This is a genomic window from Muriventricola aceti, from assembly GCF_025567565.1.
Classification (GTDB): domain Bacteria; phylum Bacillota; class Clostridia; order Oscillospirales; family Oscillospiraceae; genus Lawsonibacter; species Lawsonibacter aceti.
This window is the reverse complement of sequence record NZ_JAOQKF010000002.1, coordinates 150561-167934: the sequence shown is the minus strand read 5'-3', so window position 1 is coordinate 167934 and position 17374 is coordinate 150561. Positions and strand designations below refer to the sequence as shown.

19 protein-coding genes are annotated in these 17374 nt (G+C 61.6%); 16 read left to right on the top strand and 3 right to left on the bottom strand.

The genetic code is table 11. The annotated features are described in order from the left end of the window. Positions 1-38: 38 nt before the first annotated feature. Both OCV64_RS02890 and OCV64_RS02885 read right to left on the bottom strand, forming a co-directional pair. Positions 39-620 carry a 4Fe-4S binding protein gene (locus OCV64_RS02890; protein WP_240287037.1) on the bottom strand — a complete coding sequence of 194 codons (582 nt, stop codon included), beginning with the start codon at positions 618-620 and terminating at the stop codon, positions 39-41. Then, positions 617-817, bottom strand: a complete 201-nt coding sequence (locus OCV64_RS02885; protein WP_147570753.1) for a 4Fe-4S dicluster domain-containing protein — start codon at positions 815-817, stop codon at positions 617-619. The genes OCV64_RS02890 and OCV64_RS02885 overlap by 4 nt, the downstream gene beginning before the upstream one ends. A 229-nt stretch (positions 818-1046) precedes the next feature. Here OCV64_RS02885 and OCV64_RS02880 point away from each other — a divergent pair, with 229 nt between their 5' ends. From OCV64_RS02880 to OCV64_RS02870, 3 genes are all read left to right on the top strand, one after another. Then, positions 1047-2762 (top strand): glutamine--tRNA ligase/YqeY domain fusion protein, encoded by a 1716-nt coding sequence (locus tag OCV64_RS02880; RefSeq protein ID WP_147570752.1) that lies wholly within the window; start codon positions 1047-1049, stop codon positions 2760-2762. Positions 2763-2882: 120 nt separating this feature from the next. Further along, positions 2883-3848, top strand: coding sequence for a threonine ammonia-lyase (locus OCV64_RS02875; protein ID WP_262669267.1), 966 nt, complete (start codon positions 2883-2885; stop codon positions 3846-3848). 72 nt (positions 3849-3920) lie between these two features. Next, positions 3921-5141, top strand: coding sequence for a dicarboxylate/amino acid:cation symporter (locus tag OCV64_RS02870; protein ID WP_147570750.1), 1221 nt, complete (start codon positions 3921-3923; stop codon positions 5139-5141). Positions 5142-5197: 56 nt separating this feature from the next. Here the strand turns inward: OCV64_RS02870 and OCV64_RS02865 are convergent, their stop codons facing one another. Next, positions 5198-6625, bottom strand: coding sequence for an FAD-dependent oxidoreductase (locus OCV64_RS02865; protein ID WP_262669266.1), 1428 nt, complete (start codon positions 6623-6625; stop codon positions 5198-5200). 216 nt (positions 6626-6841) lie between these two features. Between OCV64_RS02865 and OCV64_RS02860 the strand changes: the two genes are divergently transcribed. From OCV64_RS02860 to OCV64_RS02800, 13 genes are all read left to right on the top strand, one after another. Next, on the top strand, positions 6842-7072 hold the full coding sequence (locus OCV64_RS02860; protein WP_147570749.1) for an acyl carrier protein: 231 nt from the start codon (positions 6842-6844) through the stop codon (positions 7070-7072). 63 nt (positions 7073-7135) lie between these two features. Beyond that, complete coding sequence (locus tag OCV64_RS02855; RefSeq protein WP_262669265.1) at positions 7136-7567, top strand: acetyl-CoA carboxylase biotin carboxyl carrier protein; 432 nt, start codon at positions 7136-7138, stop codon at positions 7565-7567. Beyond that, positions 7561-8952, top strand: a complete 1392-nt coding sequence (gene accC / locus OCV64_RS02850; protein ID WP_262669264.1) for an acetyl-CoA carboxylase biotin carboxylase subunit — start codon at positions 7561-7563, stop codon at positions 8950-8952. The genes OCV64_RS02855 and accC overlap by 7 nt, the downstream gene beginning before the upstream one ends. Then, positions 8949-9803, top strand: coding sequence for an acetyl-CoA carboxylase, carboxyltransferase subunit beta (accD, locus tag OCV64_RS02845; protein WP_262669263.1), 855 nt, complete (start codon positions 8949-8951; stop codon positions 9801-9803). The genes accC and accD overlap by 4 nt, the downstream gene beginning before the upstream one ends. Beyond that, complete coding sequence (locus OCV64_RS02840) at positions 9800-10621, top strand: acetyl-CoA carboxylase carboxyltransferase subunit alpha (protein WP_186852757.1); 822 nt, start codon at positions 9800-9802, stop codon at positions 10619-10621. The genes accD and OCV64_RS02840 overlap by 4 nt, the downstream gene beginning before the upstream one ends. Continuing rightward, entirely contained in the window at positions 10618-11565 is a 948-nt protein-coding gene (locus OCV64_RS02835) for a beta-ketoacyl-ACP synthase III (RefSeq protein WP_240287047.1), read from the top strand. The genes OCV64_RS02840 and OCV64_RS02835 overlap by 4 nt, the downstream gene beginning before the upstream one ends. 11 nt (positions 11566-11576) lie before the next feature. After that, positions 11577-12518 (top strand): nitronate monooxygenase, encoded by a 942-nt coding sequence (locus tag OCV64_RS02830; protein ID WP_262669262.1) that lies wholly within the window; start codon positions 11577-11579, stop codon positions 12516-12518. After that, complete coding sequence (locus tag OCV64_RS02825; protein WP_262669261.1) at positions 12509-13597, top strand: NAD(P)H-dependent flavin oxidoreductase; 1089 nt, start codon at positions 12509-12511, stop codon at positions 13595-13597. The genes OCV64_RS02830 and OCV64_RS02825 overlap by 10 nt, the downstream gene beginning before the upstream one ends. Further along, positions 13594-14544 carry an ACP S-malonyltransferase gene (fabD, locus tag OCV64_RS02820; protein WP_262669260.1) on the top strand — a complete coding sequence of 317 codons (951 nt, stop codon included), beginning with the start codon at positions 13594-13596 and terminating at the stop codon, positions 14542-14544. Before OCV64_RS02825 ends, fabD begins: the two co-directional genes overlap by 4 nt. Continuing rightward, a complete protein-coding gene (gene fabG / locus OCV64_RS02815) occupies positions 14541-15284 on the top strand; it encodes a 3-oxoacyl-[acyl-carrier-protein] reductase (RefSeq protein WP_262669259.1) in 744 nt (247 codons plus the stop codon). Before fabD ends, fabG begins: the two co-directional genes overlap by 4 nt. Before the next feature lie 14 nt (positions 15285-15298). Next, the gene (gene fabF, locus OCV64_RS02810) at positions 15299-16540 is read left to right on the top strand and encodes a beta-ketoacyl-ACP synthase II (RefSeq protein ID WP_262669258.1); all 1242 of its coding nucleotides are present in this window, start codon (positions 15299-15301) and stop codon (positions 16538-16540) included. Positions 16541-16543: 3 nt separating this feature from the next. Beyond that, positions 16544-16981 (top strand): 3-hydroxyacyl-ACP dehydratase FabZ, encoded by a 438-nt coding sequence (gene fabZ / locus OCV64_RS02805; protein WP_147570738.1) that lies wholly within the window; start codon positions 16544-16546, stop codon positions 16979-16981. Positions 16982-17085: 104 nt separating this feature from the next. After that, positions 17086-17374: MarR family transcriptional regulator (locus OCV64_RS02800; RefSeq protein WP_147571137.1), on the top strand; the 289-nt coding region annotated here is incomplete at its 3' end.

Here is a 17374-nt window from a genome sequence, read left to right as displayed (position 1 = left end):
TATTATATCCATTTTTTCGTTCTTGCAAAGAGAAAAAACTATTCCTTTCTTCCGTGCTTGACCGTGCAGATCATCTGTGTCATGGTACCCATCGGACAGTAGACACACCAGGTTCGGGGGCGGAACAGGAACATGGTGACCAGGCCCAGCACCGTAGAGGTAAACATAACGCTGTAAAAACCAAAGGCAAACTGCGCGATCCAAGGAGTGACCTGAACCGGATAGGCCCAGTGCCAGGGCAGCTTGAAGGTCCACAGCAGTGTAACCGCCTGCCTTAGCTCCCCGACTCCGGCAAACACCAGCCAGGTGACGTAGAGCATATTGAGAAACATGGCCATGAAGAAGGTTAGAAAACCATATCGAAACCATTTGGACTTGAGCCAATGGGGGATCGGGAGTCCGCGGGACAGCTTCCATTTTCCTCCCAGCAGGGCAAACAGCTGCCCCCGGCCGCAGTAGCGGTTGCAGTACCCCTTGTCCTTGCCCGCTGCCGCCATGATCAGTGGGATCGCGAAACACAGTAGACCCAGCCAGGCAAACAAGATATTAAAAAATCCCAGGATCAGATAGAGCAGGGACGCCACCCAGAGATAATCATACCAACGCTTTTGCCGATTCATCCGGCTGCTACCTCCCTAATCTGAATAATGTCTGCCGGACAGGCTCTGGCGCAGAGACCACAGCCTACGCATTGTTGCAGGGAAACCTCCGCGTACAGCCCCTTGCGCACGGCAATCGCCTCCTTGGGACATACCTTGACACAGGTGCCGCAGGCTACGCACAGCCGCCGGTCTACTACCGCTTTTCTCCCAGTCATTTCCGTGGCCCCCTTTCTGCTATGATTCTATCTGCCACCCCCGGTTTCTTCCGTAACCTTGTCACACAGGGACAAATTTTTCCAAAAGTTTTTTAACTTCCCCCCGGAAGGACAGAATATCCGTAGGAAACCCTTGCAATCCATATCAAGAATGGTGTAGAATGAACCAGTTAATGCTATGTCGGTCTGCCAGACCTTCATACCTGGAAAAGAAACAGGAGGGACACATATGTCGGAAGAGATCAAGATTGCCGCCGGCGGCACGGATGGGGAATCTGGCGAGAGCCAGAACTTTATCCACCAGTTCATCCAGGAGGATATCTCCGAAGGAGGGCGGTTCGCCGGGATGCAGGTCCACACCCGTTTCCCTCCCGAACCCAACGGTTATCTTCACATCGGCCACTGCAAGGCGCTGATCATCGACTTTGGCTCCGCTGAAAAATTCGGCGGCATCTGCAATCTGCGCATGGACGACACCAACCCCGCCAAGGAGGACACGGAGTTCGTGGACGCCATCCAGGAGGACATCCACTGGCTGGGCTTCGACTGGGGAGACCGGTTCTTTTACGGCAGCGACTACTTTGAGAAGACCTATGAGCTGGCCATCGGCCTGATCAAAAAAGGATTGGCCTACGTGTGTGAACTCACCCCGGAGCAGTTTAAGGAGTACCGGGGCGATGTGAACACCCCAGCCCGCTCCCCCTGGCGGGACCGCCCCATTGAGGAGTCCCTGGATTTGTTTCAGCGGATGCGGGCCGGCGAGTTCCCTGAAGGCAAGTACACCCTCCGGGCCAAGATCGACCTGGCCAGCGGAAACTTTAATATGCGGGACCCGGTGCTCTATCGCATCCGGTATATTGAGCACCACCGCCAGGGCACCAAGTGGTGTATCTTCCCTATGTACGACTTTGCCCACCCCATCCAGGATGCCCTGGAGGGCATCACCCACTCCCTGTGTTCCCTGGAGTATGAGGACCACCGCCCCCTGTACGACTGGGTCATCAACAACACCGACGTGCCCAGCCGCCCCCGGCAGATCGAGTTCGCCCGCCTGGGCATCAACTATACTGTCATGAGCAAGCGGAAGCTGCGCAAGCTGGTGGAGGAGGGCTATGTGTCCGGCTGGGATGACCCCCGGATGCCCACCCTGTGTGGCCTGCGCCGCCGGGGCTACACCCCCGCCGCCATTCGGAACTTCTGCGACCGCATCGGTGTGGCCAAGAACACCTCCACCGTGGAGTACGGCTTTTTGGAGCACTGTCTGCGGGAGGACCTGAACGACCACGCCCAGCGGGCCATGGCCGTGCTGCGCCCCATTAAGCTGACCATCACCAACTACCCTGAGGGCCAGTCTGAGACCTTCCAGGTGGAGAACAACCCCAACGATCCCGCCGCCGGCACCCGCTCTGTCACCTTCTCCCGCCACCTGTATGTGGAGGAGGAGGACTTTATGGAACAGCCCATCCCCAAGTATAAGCGGCTGTATCCCGAGGGCCCGGAGTGCCGCCTGAAGGGAGCCTATCTGATTACCTGCACCGGCTGTGTCAAGGACGAGAGCGGTCGGGTGGTAGAGATCCTGGCCACCTATGACCCGGACAGCTCCGGCGGGAATCCCGCTGACGGCCGGAAGGTGAAGGGGGCTACCATCCACTGGGTGGACGCCTCCACCGCCGTGGACGCTCAGGTCCGGCTGTACGATAACCTCTTTGCTGACGAGAATCCAGACGGCGGGGACAAGGACTTCCTGGACTGCCTGAACCCCGGCTCTCTGGAGGTGCTGGAGGGCTGCAAGCTGGAGGCCTCTCTGGCTGCCGCCCAGCCTGCCGACCGGTTCCAGTTCCTCCGCCTGGGCTATTTCTGCGCCGACTCCAAGGACTCCAAGCCCGGAGCGTTGGTATTCAACCGGGCTGTCAGCCTAAAGGACGGTTTCAAGCCTGGAAAATGATTTCTCTCCGCCCCGGACCCTCTGGGTCCGGGGTTTTTCTCTGCCTTTTCTCTGTTATACCTTGCTCTTTCCGCCATAGTGTGCTTTAATTAAAGTACCATAAAAAGGAGGAAAACTTTTATGATTTCACTTCAAGATGTCCAGGCGGCCCAGAGCCGCATCGCTCCGTATATTACCCGCACACCACTGCTCCGAGTGCCCGCCCTGGACGAGGCGCTGGGCTGCGAGGTGTATCTGAAATTTGAAGGCTTCCAAGTGATGGGTGCCTTTAAGCTCCGGGGCGCCATGAACAAGGCCCTGTCTCTGACTCAGGAGGAACTGGACCGGGGTATCGTGTGCGCCTCCTCTGGCAATCACGCCCAGGGGGTGGCCTGTGCCGCACACCGTCTAGGAGCCCGGGCGGTCATCGTTATGCCTACCAATGCCAACCCGGTCAAGCTGGCCGGTGTCAAGGCTTTCGGCGGCCAGGTGGAGCTGGTGGGCACTCTGGGCTCCCAGAGGGAGGGAAGAGCTGCCCAGCTGGTGGAGCAGGAGGGCATGGTGAACGTCCATCCCTATGCCGACCCCTATGTGGCCGCCGGACAGGGCACCATTGGACTGGAGATCATCGAGGACCAGCCCGCTTTGGACGCTGTGGCGGTCCCCATTGGCGGCGGCGGACTTATTTCCGGCGTTGCTACCGCCGTCAAGGGCCTGGCTCCCCAGGTCAAGACCATTGGTGTAGAGCCCGCTGGGGCGGACCGATATGCCCGCAGCCGGGCTGCCGGACAGCCTGTCACCCTGGATAAAGTGGACACCATCGCCGACGGTACCCGCACGGACCACGCGACCCTGTTCAACTTTGAGATGATCCAGGATAAGGTGGATGAGCTCTGCACGGCGGACGACGACCATATCCGTCAGGCGATGGTGCTGCTGATGACAAAGGCCAAGCTGATGGTGGAGCCCTCCGGCGCCCTCCCTGTGGCCGCCGCTCTGGCTGGCCGGCTGCCTGTGGAGAAGGGCCAGAAGGTGGCCTTTGTTCTGTCGGGCGGCAACGTGGACCCGGCTCTGGCCGCACAGCTTCTGGCCGACGTACAGGCATAAAAGCGATTTTTCCGGCATAAGTATAGCTTCCCCTGCGGCTGTGCCGTAAGTATCGGAAAGGACGTGTTCCCTATGAAAAAATTTTTGGGCAGTCTTCCCGCACGGCTCATCATCGGCGTGATCGTCGGTATCGCTCTGGGCCTGTTCTCCGCCAATCTGTATATCGGAGAGACCGATGTGGGCAGCATGATTATGCAGGTGGTCCTCACAGTCAAGAGCCTGCTGGGCTCTCTGATCAATTTCTGTGTTCCCCTCATCATCATTGGCTTTATCGCCCCCTCCATCACACGGCTTCGGTCCAACGCCTCTAAGATGCTGGGCCTGGCCCTGATCCTGGCCTATGCGTCCTCTGTGTGCGCCGCGCTGATGTCCATGGGGGCCGGCTACGCTATTATCCCCAGCCTGTCCATCCAGTCCGCGGCCGAGGGGCTGCGGGAGCTCCCTGAACTGCTCTTCGACCTGGAGATCGCCCCCATTATGACTGTCATGTCCGCTCTGATCTTCTCGGTGCTGGTAGGGCTGGCTGCCACCTGGACACACGCCCGTACCACTACCCAGGTCCTGGAGGAGTTTCAGCAGATTGTACTTTCCATCGTGACCAAGGTGGTCATCCCCATCCTGCCCTTCTTCATTGCCGCCACCTTCTGTGGCCTGGCCTTTGAGGGCTCCATTACCAAACAGCTGCCTGTATTCCTCATTGTTATCCTCATCGTCATAGTGGGTCACTTCATCTGGATGACCGTGTTGTACGGCCTGGCCGGTGCCTATTCCGGCTCCAATCCTATGGAGGTTGTGAAGCACTACGGCCCCGCCTACCTCACCGCTGTGGGTACTATGTCCTCCGCCGCCACCCTGGCTGTGGCTCTGCGCTGCGCCCAAAAGTCCTCCGTTTTGCGCCGTGATATGGTGGACTTTGGTATCCCTCTGTTCGCCAACATCCACCTGTGCGGATCGGTGCTGACCGAGGTATTCTTCGTGATGACGGTATCCCAGGTGCTCTATGGAAAGCTGCCTGAGCCCCTGACCATGGTTCTGTTCTGCCTTTTGCTGGGCATTTTCGCCGTGGGCGCTCCTGGTGTTCCTGGCGGTACGGTCATGGCTTCTCTGGGACTCATCATCAGTGTCCTGGGCTTTGACGATACTGGTACGGGCCTGATGATGACCATTTTCGCCCTCCAGGACAGCTTTGGCACCGCCTGTAATGTCACTGGCGATGGGGCCCTGACCCTCATGCTTACCGGCTACGCCAAGAAGCACAATATCCATGAGGCACCCCGGTCTGCCGGCCTGTAAGCCATTTCACATTATAAAAATCCACCCGGACGCATCAGCGCCGGGTGGATTTTATTTTATAGTCCCGTCTGGGCTGGTCCGTCCAGAAGGCGGCCCTCATAGTCAAACCGAGAGCCATGGCAGGGGCAGTCCCAGCTCCGTTCCTCTGGGTTCCACTCCAGCTGGCAGCCCATGTGGGGGCAGCGTGGGTCCACTAGGTAGAGCTGCCCCTCCTTATCCCGGTAGGCGCCTACCTTTTTCCCCTGCCAGGATACCAGGCCGCCGTGGCCCGGAGGGAGCCCGTCCAGCGAGCCCTCTCCCTGGGCAAAGACCGCCCTGGCCAGCCCCCGTGCGGCCTGGCCCCCCTCTTTCGCCATGGTTCTGGCCGCCAGCATACTGAAGCGACGGGGAGAAAAAATAGGAGCCAGAGCATTCTCCTTGCCGCAGATCTGGTCTGCGATGAGCTCTGAGGCTACCATAGAGGATGTCATTCCCCACTTGCCAAAGCCGGTGGCCACATACCACCGCGGCCTGGTTGGGCTAAAGGTGCCGATATATGGCACTCCGTCCAGTGTGATGCAGTCCTGGGCCGACCAGCGTGCTGCCACCTGGCAGTTTGGCCACAGCCGTTCGGCACTGTCCTCCAGCATCTGGTACTGTCCCCCGGCCCGGTTGTCCCCGGTCCGGTGTCCGCCGCCCCCCAGCAGCACCATGGAGCCGAAGGGCCGAAGGGACAGGCCGCCCGGGTCTACCCCATAATAGGCCCCGTCCAGTTCTCCCGTCCCTTTTAGGGCGACCGCATAGCTGCGCTCCTGGTGGAGCCGGGTAAAATAGAAGCCGGGCAGGTTGACAAAGGGATAGTGGGTGGCAAAGACGATATGTTCGGCCCTCACTTTACCTTTCGGCGTCAATACTTCGTCCCCCCGCACCGCCGTCACTGGAGTGTCCTCGTACACAGTCAGACCCTCGGCGGCCCAGTGGAGAAATTTTAGCGGATGGAACAGGGCCTGCCCCTCCATCCGCAGCGCTGCCTTTACTGGGAAAGGGAGAGTCGTTTGGGTTGTAAATCCCACTGACAGGCCCAGCCGGCGGCAGGCTTCCTCCTCCCGCTCCAGCGGTTCCGCCGCCAAACGGGAGTAGAGATAGGCCGGACAGGTCTGAAAATCACAGAGCACACCCGCCTGCTCTATCATCCCCCGGTATCGCTCCACCGCCCGCTGGTTGGCCAGGGCATACTGCCTAGCCTTTTCCTTTCCAAAATGGAGGATCAGGCCCTGATATATCATGCCATGCTGGGCGGTGATCTTGGCGGTGGTCCTGCCGGTCTGACCGCCGCCCAGCCGTCCAGCCTCCAACACTACGGTGTGCACTCCCCGCCCAGCCAGCTCTTTGGCAGTCAGGATACCTGCCATCCCGCCCCCAATCACTACCGCCTGGACCTGGATATCTCCCGCCAGGGGAGGCCGATCTTCTCTCCGGACGGTCTGCTCCCAAATGGACGACATCACGCCACCCCTCTCTTTTTGTTTCTTACCCTTGTATAGATGCGCCAAAAAAGCCTTCTTTATCCCCAGATGGATTTTCCGCATAGATGGAAATATTTTTCCCCCGACAAAATTTTGCTTGACAATCGCCCCTTCTCTGCATACAATGTGTTTAAATTATTTTAGTTAAAATTTTTTAAATAAAATAATTGAATTTCAAGAATGAGGAGAATCCGTATGGACTTTGAGCAGGTACGTAATATCATCGCCGAATCTCTGGGCTGCGACGTGGAGCAGGTGACCCTGGAGGCCGCCTTGGTGGATGACCTGGGCGCCGACTCTCTGGCCTCTGTGGAGCTGGCCATGGCGCTGGAGGAGGCCACCGGCGTTTCCATCGACGACGACTCCCTGGCCCAGATGAAGGTCGTCGGCGACATCATGAACTACCTCAAGGACCACAGCAACTGACAGGCTCCCGCCGGAAGACAATCTCTTTTCCGGCGGGACCACTTTCTATGAAAGGGAATTTTCATGACCAACCAAGAAATTTTTGATCTGATCTCCCGGTTTGAGGACAGCTCTCTCCACACCTTAAAGCTGTCCACCCAGGACTTTTCCATAGAGTTGAGCCGGGGAGGGGCGCCTGTCTCCACCGCCTCTGCAGCCCCCTCTGCCCCCGCGCTCCGTCCCACCGGGGGGGAGTCTCGCCCCGACCGGAACAGCGGGCCCACTGTCAACGCCCCCCTGGTGGGCACCTACTACGCTGCGCCGGCTCCCGGCCAGCCCCCCTTTGTATCCGTGGGCGACCGGGTGAAGAAGGGCCAGCCCCTGTGCCTCATCGAGGCTATGAAGATGATGAGCGAGATCCCCGCTCCCTGTGACTGCGTCATTGAGGAGGCGCTGAAGGCCGACGGACAGCTGGCGGCCTTTGACGAGCCCCTCTTCCGCTATCAGCCATGCTGAAGCGGGTGCTCATCGCCAACCGGGGAGAGATCGCCCTGCGCATCCTCCGGGCCTGCCGGGAGGCGGGTATTGAAACCGTAGCCGTCTATTCCAAGGCGGATCAAGAGGCCCTCCATGTCCAGCTGGCAACCCAGTCCCTCTGCATTGGACCGGCTAAGGCCGCGGACAGCTACCTTAACCAGTCCGCCCTGCTCACCGCCGCCAAAGCCACGGGGTGCGATGGCATCCATCCCGGCTATGGCTTCCTGTCAGAAAACGCCGACTTCGCCGACCTGTGTGTCCGGGAGGGGATCACCTTCATCGGGCCCTCCGGCGACACCATCCGTAAGGCCGGCTCAAAATCCGCCGCGCGGGATCTTATGCGGCGGGCCGGCGTGCCGGTGACCCCCGGCTCGGATGGGCCGGTGGATACGGTGGAGCAGGCGCTGGCCTGGGCGGAGCAGGTCGGCTATCCGGTGCTGCTGAAGGCCTCCGCCGGCGGGGGCGGCCGGGGCATCCGCCGATGCAACTCTCCGGAGGAGCTGCCCGCCGCCTTTCAGGCTGCCAAGGCGGAGGCCCGGGCCTGCTTCGGCGACGACCAGATGTATCTGGAAAAGCTGATCCTGCGGCCCCGCCACATTGAGTTCCAGATCCTGGCTGACCGTCAGGGAAATGTGATCCACTTGGGGGACCGGGACTGCTCGGTTCAGCGCCGCAACCAGAAGCTGATCGAGGAGGCCCCCGCCTGGTGCCTCACCCCTGAATTGCGGGCAGAGATGGGAGCCGCCGCCGTCCGGGCCGCCCAGGCGGTGGACTATGAGAACGCGGGTACGGTGGAATTTCTGCTGGACTCGGACGGGACTCACTTTTATTTTATGGAGATGAACACCCGCATCCAGGTGGAGCACGGCATCACTGAGCTGATTACCGGGGTAGACCTGGTCCGTCAGCAGCTGCGAATCGCCTCCGGCCTGCCCCTGGATGTGAACCAGCGGGAGGTGTGCCTCACCGGGCATTCCATCGAATGCCGCATTAACGCTGAGGACCCTGGGAAAAACTTTCAGCCCTGTCCCGGAACTGTGGAGTTTCTCCACTTCCCTGGCGGGCCGGGCGTTAGGGTGGACTCCTGCCTGTATAACGGATGTACCCTGTCTCCTTACTACGACTCCATGGCGGCCAAGCTGCTGGTCCACGCCCCCACCCGTCTGGAGGCAATCAAGCGGATGCGCCGCTGTCTGGAGGAGTTTGCCCTGGAGGGCTTTGCCACCAACGCGGAGCTGTCCTATCAGATCCTGTACCACCCGGCCTTTGTTCGGGGAAGCTGCACCACAGCGTTTTTGGACGAGAATCTGGCCGAGCTGCTGGACTTCAGCCGCCGGCTGGAAGAAAGTGAGGGGGCCCAGTGAACAACATCTTTGCCCAGCGCCGGTCCCGCCTGCTGGCCATGAAGGCCCTGCGGGAACGCTATGTGCCCAATGAGAAGGCCATGACCTGCCCCAAATGTTCCCAGATCAGCGAGCGGCAGGCCGTGTCCCAGAATCTCTTTGTCTGTCCTCTGTGCGGCTACCACTTCCCCATCGGAGCCTATTACCGCCTCAGCACCATTTTGGACTCCGGCTCCTTTCGGGAGCTGTTTGAAAAGTTGCCCGCCGGCGATCCCTTATCCTTCCCCGGCTACAAGTCCAAGCTGGAGGAGAGCCGGCGAAAAACCGGCCTCAATGAAGCTGCCGTCATCGCCACCGGCACTGTGGATGGCCGCAAGTGCGTGGTGGGGGTGTTGGACAGCCGGTTTCTGATGGGCTCCATGAGCGCCGCTGTGGGAGAAAAGATTACTTTGGGCATCGAGTATGCAACTAAAAACAAGCTGCCCCTCATCCTCTTTGCCGCCAGCGGCGGCGCTCGGATGCAGGAGGGCATCCTGTCTCTGATGCAGATGGCCAAGACTAGCGCGGCTCTGGCTCGCTTTTCACAAAAGGGCCTGCTTTATATCTCCGTCCTCACCGACCCCACCACCGGCGGGGTCACCGCCAGCTTTGCCTCCCTGGGGGACATCATTCTGGCGGAGCCCGGAGCCCTCATTGGCTTTGCCGGTCCCCGGGTTATCCAGCAGACCATTGGCCAAACTCTGCCTGAGGGCTTCCAACGGGCGGAGTACCAGGAGGAGCATGGCTTTGTGGACCAGGTGGTCCCCCGGTCGAAGCTGAGGGACACCATCTCCCAACTGCTCCTTCTCCACCAGAAGGGAGGCCGCCCATGAGCGATACCTTGACCGCCGCCCAGCGGGTCGCCATCGCCCGGCACCCCCAGCGGCCCAATATCAACGACTATATCCAGGCTCTGTTCACCGACTTTTTTGAGCAGAAAGGGGACCGGCTGTGCGGTGAGGACCCGGCCATTCTGGGCGGTATCGCCCTGTACCACGGCCGGCCTGTCACGGTCATCGGCACCCGGAAGGGGAAGGACCTGGAGGAAAACCTGAAGTGTAACTTTGGCATGCCCAACCCGGAGGGCTACCGTAAGGCCCTGCGCCTGATGAGGCAGGCGGAAAAATTTGGCCGCCCCATCCTCACCTTTATTGATACCTCCGGGGCCTACCCCGGTTTGGAGGCCGAGGCCAGAGGGCAGGGGGAGGCTATCGCCCGGAACCTGATGGAGATGAGCCAGCTCACTGTCCCGGTCATCGCCCTGATCACCGGCGAGGGGAACAGCGGCGGCGCTCTGGCTTTAGGGGTGGCCGACCGGGTCCTTATGTTGGAGAACGCGGTGTACGCCATCCTGTCCCCTGAGGGATTTGCCTCCATCCTGTGGAAAGACGCCGCCCGCCATGAGGAGGCCTGCCAGCTGATGAAGCTCACCGCCCCGGACCTGCTGGAGCTGGGGGTGGTGGACAGCGTCATCCCCGAGCCCCAGGGCGGCGCCCATCTGGCCCCTGCCATCACTTTTGAGCAGGTGGACCAGGCTATCAGCCGCCATCTGGGGGAGCTTTTGAAGAAAAAGCCCGCCGATCTGGCCGCCAACCGCTATCAGAAATTCAGAAAAATGGGGGCGGCCGCTCCCCAGAAGGAGAGCCAATGAACGGGATCAAGATCAAAGGCATGGGCCGGTGTGTCCCGGCCCATGTAGTGACCAATGATGATCTGTCCAAGATCATGGATACCAACGACGCGTGGATCAGCAGCCGTACCGGCATCCGCCGGCGGCACCACTGTGAGACCGAGAGCCACAACAGCCTGTGCGCCGCCGCCGCCCGGCAGGCGCTGGACAAAGCGGGGGTGGCCCCGGAGGAAATCGGGGCCTGCATCGTGGCCACCGTCAGCCCGGATACCATCGTGCCCTCCGCTGCCTGCGCCCTTCAGCGGGAGCTGGGGCTGCCCAACGACATCATCTGCTTTGACCTGAACGCCGCCTGCACCGGATTCCTCTTTGCCCTGCACACCATGGAGTGCCTGCTCAATTCCTCCCCCAGAAAATACGGCCTGGTGGTGGGAGCCGAGGTACTCAGCCGCATGGTGGACTGGAATGACCGGAGCACCTGTATCCTCTTTGGGGACGGGGCTGGAGCCGCTGTGGTAGAGTGCCGGCAGGACTGGCCCTCTATCAGCGCAGTTTTGGGCTGCCACGGGGATGAGCATATCCTGCGTATCGCCGGCCCAGGTACTGGGGAGCCCTCGGTTATCCAAATGGAGGGGACCCGAGTCTTTAAATTCGCCGTGGAGGCGGTGCCCTGGTGCGTGGACCAGGTACTAGCCAGGACTGGAAAGACTATGGACGATGTGGATTTCTTCGTCTTTCACCAGGCCAACGCCCGGATCATCGACCTGGTGGTCCGGAAATACCATATTCCGCCGGAAAAATACTATAAAAATATCGCCGAATACGGCAACACCTCCGCGGCCAGCATCCCCCTGGTCCTCAGCGAGCTGGAGGAGGCGGGCACCGTCGGCCCCGGCAGCCGGGTCCTGGTGGTCGGCTTCGGCGGCGGACTTACCTGGGGCGGAGCCCTGGTGGAATTTGCTTGAGGAGAAGGACTATGAAAAAGCTGAACGAGATCCTGGGAACGGAGTTTCCCTTTATCCAGGGGGGCATGGCCAACATCGCCACTCCCCAGTTCGCCGCCGCCTGCTCCAACGCGGGCGCCCTGGGTGTCATCGCCGCCGGCGGCATCCGGGAGCCGGAGGAATTGCGGGAGCAGATCCGCCTGTGCCGCTCCCTCACGGACAAGCCCTTCGGCGTCAACCTGATGCTGATGAATCCTGCCGCCGATCAGATGGCTCAAATCATCGCCCAGGAGAAGGTACAGGTAGTGACCACCGGAGCGGGCAACCCCGGCAAGTATATCCCCGCCTGGAAGGAGGCCGGGGTCAAGGTGTTCCCCGTGGTAGCGGCCACCATCCTGGCCCGACGGCTGTCCCGGTACGGGGTGGACGGCATCATCGCCGAGGGCACGGAATCCGGCGGCCATGTGGGAGAGATGACCACCATGGCCCTGGTCCCCCAGGTGATCGACGCGGTGGACGTGCCCGTGGTCGCCGCCGGCGGCGTGGCCGACGGCCGCCAGTTGGCCGCCGCCTTCGCCCTTGGGGCCTGCGGCGTCCAGATCGGCACCTGCCTTCTGGTCAGCGAGGAGTGTCCCATCCACGACAACTACAAGCAGGCTCTGCTCAAGGCCAAGGACAGCGACACCACCGTCACCGGCCGGTCCATCGGAGGTCCGGTCCGGGTGCTGAAGAACAAGATGGCCAGACAGTATCTGCTTCTGGAAAAGAGGGGAGCCTCTCTGGAGGAGCTGGAGAAGGTTACCCTGGGCGGCCTGCGCCGGGCGGTCTTTGACGGCGACGTAGAGACCGGCAGCGTCATGTCCGGCCAAGTGGCGGGTATGCTCCATGAGATCCGGCCCCTACGCCAGATTTTTGAGGAGCTGTATGCCGGCGGAAAGGCCGTTCTGGAAGCGACAGGTCAGCAATGGCGGTAACGATCCGAGGGAGGACCCTCTCTCTACCCATCCTTCAAGGCGGGATGGGCATTGGAGTCAGCCTGGACCGGCTGGCCGGGGCGGTGGCCGCCAAAGGCGGGATGGGCACTATCTCTACAGCGGCCTGCGGCTTCCAGGAGCCTGATTTTTACCGCAATACCCAGGAGGCCAATCTTCGGGCCCTGGCACGCCAGGTCAAGCGGGCCAAAGAGCTGGCCCGCGGAGCCGGCATGGTGGCTATCAACGCCATGGTCGCTACTACCCAGTACGCCGACAGCGTCCGCACCGCCCTGAAGGCTGGGGTGGACGCTGTGGTCTGCGGGGCCGGCCTGCCCAGGGACCTGCCAGCCATCGCCGCCGAGGTTCCGGAGAGCAACGCCGCCCTGGCCCCTGTGGTCAGCGGCGGGCGTTCAGCCTCGGTCATCAGCCGGCTCTGGGACCGCCACTTCCAGCGTATTCCCGACTTCGTGGTGCTGGAGGGCCCCCTCGCCGGCGGGCATCTGGGCTTCACCAAGGAGGAGGCCCTTCAGGCACAGGAGGGAAGCCCCAGGCCGCTCTCCGAGCTGCTTCGGGAGGTGCTGGAGGCGCTGGCCCCCTTCCGGGAGAAATACCAGCGGGACATCCCGGTCTTTGTGGCCGGCGGGGTGAAGGATGGGGCCGAGATGGCCCGCTATATGAGAGAGGGGGCCGCCGGGGCCCAGTTCGCCACCCGTTTTATCGCCACCCAGGAATGTGATGCCAGTCAGGGCTATAAGGAGGCCCTCCTGCGGGCCAGACCGGAGGACATCACCATCGTCCAGAGCCCTGTGGGGATGCCGGGCCGCGCTCTGCACAGTCCTTTGATCCGCCGGGTGGAGGCAGGGCTTCAACCCAGCCCAAAGCGGTGTATCGACTGCCTGGTGCCCTGCAACCCCAAGACCACCCCTTACTGTATCTCCGGAGCCCTGATCGCCGCCGTCCAGGGGGATTGGGAAAACGGGCTGTTTTTCTGCGGCTCCAACGCCGGAGAAATCACACAATTATCCACTGTCAGCCGGCAGATGGACCAAATCATGGAAGAATGGAGGGCCGCTCAATGAAGCTTGGCTTTCTTTACGCCGGACAGGGCAGCCAGCACCCAGGAATGGGTGCTGACCTCTATGAGGCATATCCCGCCTTTCGCGCTGTCTTTGACAGCGCCCCCGTAGAATTTGACTTAAAGCAGGTCTGCTTTCAGGACCCCGACGGAGTGCTGAACCAGACCCAGTACACCCAGCCCTGCATGGTGGCCTTCGCGGCCGGTCTGACGGCGGTATTGCGGGAGCGGGGTATCCTCCCCGAACTGGCCGCCGGCCTCTCACTGGGAGAATACTCCGCCCTCCACGCCGCCGGAGTCTTTGATGCCGCTGCCGCCATCCGGCTGGTGGCCTTCCGGGGCAAGGCCATGGAGCGGGCGGCAGGCGGTCGAGAGAGCGCCATGGTCGCGGTCCTGGGCCTGGACCGCGCGCCCCTCCAGGATGCCTGCCAGCGGGCCTCCGCCCTGGGCACGGTGGTCATCGCCAACTACAACTGTCCCGGCCAGATGGTCATCGGCGGCAACCGGGCCGCAGTGGAACAGGCAGCCCTCATTGCCAAGGAGTTGGGGGCCAAGCGGACCATGCCTCTCAAGGTAAGCGGTCCCTTCCACACCCCCCTGATGGCCCCCGCCGGGGAGGAGCTGGCAGACTATTTCCAAACGATCGCCTTCGGCCAGCCCCAGTTCCCAGTTCTGTTCAACTGTCTGGGCCGGGCCCGCCAGGAGGACGATCCCTCCATCCCCGAACTGCTGGTCCGACAGGTCCAGAGCAGCGTTTGGATGGAGGATTCCATCCGATCCATGGCCGACCAGGGCGTGGATGCCATCGTGGAGATCGGTCCGGGCAAAGCCCTCAGCGGCTTTGTCCGCAAGACAGTACCTGGACTCCCTGTCTGCGCCGTAGAGAGTACAGCGGACGTGGAAGGACTGAAAAACACTCTGGAACAGCTGATGAAGGAGAAAGATCAATGAATTTTACCGGAAAGACCGCCGTCGTCACAGGCGGCAGCCGCGGCATCGGCCGGGCCATTTGTCTGGAGCTGGCCCGGGGCGGGGCCAATGTCATGCTGTGCTACGCCGGCAACGAGCAGGCCGCCCTGGATACGGTAGCCGCCTGCGAGGCTCTGGGCGCTAAGGCGGCCGCCATGCGCTGCGACGTATCTAAGACGGATGAGGTCAAGGCCCTTGTGGATGCCGCCCTGCAGCAATTTGGAGCCGTCCACATCCTGGTCAACAACGCCGGCATCACCCGGGACGGCCTGCTCATGACTATGAAGGAGGACGCCTGGGACCAGGTGCTAGATACCAATTTGAAGGGAGCCTTCCTGACCATGAAGGCGGTGGCCAGGACCATGATGAAGCAGCGCTATGGGCGCATTGTCAACCTCAGCTCGGTGGTGGGGCTCCACGGCAACGCCGGACAGGTAAACTACGCTGCCAGCAAAGCCGGCGTGATCGGCATGACCAAATCCCTGGCCAAGGAGTTGGCCTCCAGAGGCGTCACAGTCAACGCCGTTGCCCCCGGATTTATTGACACGGATATGACCGCCGCCCTGCCCCAGGCGGCCCGCGACGCTCTGCTGCCCACCATTCCTACCCAGCGTCTGGGCGCGGCGGAGGAAGTGGCTCAGGCGGTCGCCTTCCTGGCCAGCGACCAGGCCGCCTATATCACCGGCCAGGTCCTGGCGGTGGACGGCGGCATGTCCATGTGAGAGGGGGAGATAACATGGAACGACGTAGAGTAGTCATCACTGGAATGGGGGCCGTTACCCCCTTGGGCCTTACCTGTCCCGACAGCTGGCAGGCGGTCCGGGAGGGCGTGTGCGGCATCGCCCCCATCACACAATTCGACGCCTCGGAGCTGAAGGTGAAGCTGGCCGCCGAGGTCAAGGGCTTCGCCCCGGAGGAGCTGCTGGGAAAGGCGGACGCCAAACGGATGGGCCGCTTTACCCAGTTTGCCGCCGTGGCGGCCCAGGAGGCGCTGGCCGATGCTGGCTTTGATGTCTCCTCCGCCGACCCGGACCGCTGCGGCGTCAGTGTGTCCAGCGGTATCGGCGGGCTGTCCATCACCGAGGCGGAGCACAGCCGCGGGCTGGAGCGGGGGTGGGACCGCGTGTCCCCCTTCTACATTCCCACCGGCATCTGCAACATGGCCGCCGGCCAGGTAGCTATCCGATCCGGCTTCCGGGGGATGTGCACCTGCCCCGTCACCGCCTGCGCGGGCGGCACCAACGCTGTGGGCGACGCCTTCCACTATATCCGGGACGGCTACGCCGAGGTCATGCTCTGCGGCGGCACAGAGGCGTCCATCACCCCCCTGGCCGTAGGCGGCTTTACCTCTATGAAGGCCCTGAGCCAGAACGAAGACCCCAACCGGGCCTCCATCCCCTTTGACCAGGAGAGGGGCGGTTTCGTTATGGGGGAGGGCTGCGGCATCCTCCTGCTGGAGGAGCTGGACCACGCCTTAGCGCGGGGCGCTAAGATCTACGCTGAAGTATTGGGCTATGGAGCCACCTGTGACGCCTATCACATGACCGCCCCCAGGCCCGACGGCTCTGGCGGGGCCAAGGCCATGGCGCTGGCCCTGGCCGATGGGGGAGTATCTCCAGAACAGGTAGACTATATCAATGCCCACGGCACCTCGACCCATCTCAATGACTCGGGTGAGACCACCGCTGTCAAGACGGTGTTTGGGGACCACGCCTACCATCTGATGATGAGCTCTACCAAGTCCATGACTGGCCATACCCTGGGGGCGGCGGGGGCAATCGAGGCCATCTTCACCGCCCTGTCCCTTCATCATGGCTACGTCCCCGCCACCATCAACTACCAGGTCCCCGATCCCGAGTGTGACCTGGATGTAGTGCCCAATACCGGCCGGACGGCAGACATTCGGTACGCCCTGTCGAACTCTCTGGGCTTCGGCGGGCACAACGGCAGCATTCTCTTCAAAAAGTGGGAGGAATAAGAGATGGAACTTAATTCTGATCAGATCGCCCAGCTTCTGCCCCACAGGTACCCTTTCGCCCTGGTAGACCGCATCCTGGACTGTGAGCCGGGCCAGTGGGCCAAAGGCCGCAAGTGCGTCAGCGTAGGGGAGCCCTATTTTTGCGGCCACTTCCCCCAGGAGCATGTGATGCCCGGTGTCCTCATTCTGGAGGCTATGGCCCAGGTGGGGGCGGTGGCCATCCTCGCTCTGCCGGAGAACCGAGGCAAGCTGGCCCTCTTCGGCGGGATCAAAAACGCCCGCTTTAAGCGGAAGGTGGTCCCCGGCGATGTGCTGGAGATGGAGTGTGTTCTGACCAAGCGGCGGGGGCCTGTTGGCATCGGGGAATGTAAAGCACTGGTGGATGGACAGGTGGCCTGTGTGGCGGAGCTCACCTTTGCCATCACCGATGCGGCGCGATAGATCAGCGAAACTGTTGCCCTTTTCTCCTATCTGGTATATAGTAATAGTGGTTTTTAGAGCCCAAAAATGATTGATACGCTCATTGCGGGAAAGCGGGCGATGTTGTGCTGGACCAAGCTTTTTTTAACGTGTATACCAAATTCAAGCTCCATTTTTACCAGGAGATCTTTCGGCGCTTTCAGGACCGGGAGGCCAGTTTGACCACGGTGGAGACCTTCGCCATGGAGACTATCCAGGCCCTGGGCCGTCCCACCATCAACGAGTTTGCTACCTTTATGCGCATCTCGCCTCCAAATGCGGCCTATAAGATTAACAGCCTGGTCAAGAAGGGGTATATCCGCAAGGTTCAGTCCCCCGAGGACCGGCGGGAGTATCACCTGGAGGTCACCCAGA